Raw genomic sequence first — 301 nt, 5'->3', positions numbered from 1 at the left:
TGCTGCTGCCCGGCAAAGCCACGTACCAACTCACCTCCTAAAGAGGGGAGGCGGCGGCAGAAGGTGGTGATAGCGTGCCTGCCCAAACATTGGGAGGAGACCGCCATGTGCGATTACGACATCCATCCAGGCCTCGTGCACGACCCCCGCCTTTCGCGTCGCGCCTTCGGTCTGCTGACGGTCGCCGCCACCGGCGCCGCCACGGTCGCCCGCGCCGATGACACGGTCGAGGAAAAGGACGTCGCGGTGAAGACGCCGGATGGCGTGGCCGACGCGGCGCTCTTCTATCCGAAGGCCAAGG

At 66.8% G+C, this 301-nt stretch carries 1 pseudogene; it reads left to right on the top strand.

Going from position 1 to position 301, the window contains the following annotated elements:
- Window positions 1–105: 105 nt before the first annotated feature.
- A pseudogene (locus EIK80_RS25430) lies at window positions 106–301 on the top strand (dienelactone hydrolase family protein); the annotation flags it as partial.

Origin of the sequence: Caulobacter sp. 602-1 (genome assembly GCF_003931565.1) — a bacterium.
Classification (GTDB): Bacteria; Pseudomonadota; Alphaproteobacteria; order Caulobacterales; family Caulobacteraceae; genus Caulobacter.
The sequence above is the reverse complement of the archived record's forward strand: the minus strand, read 5'-3'. Positions and strand labels throughout refer to the sequence as shown.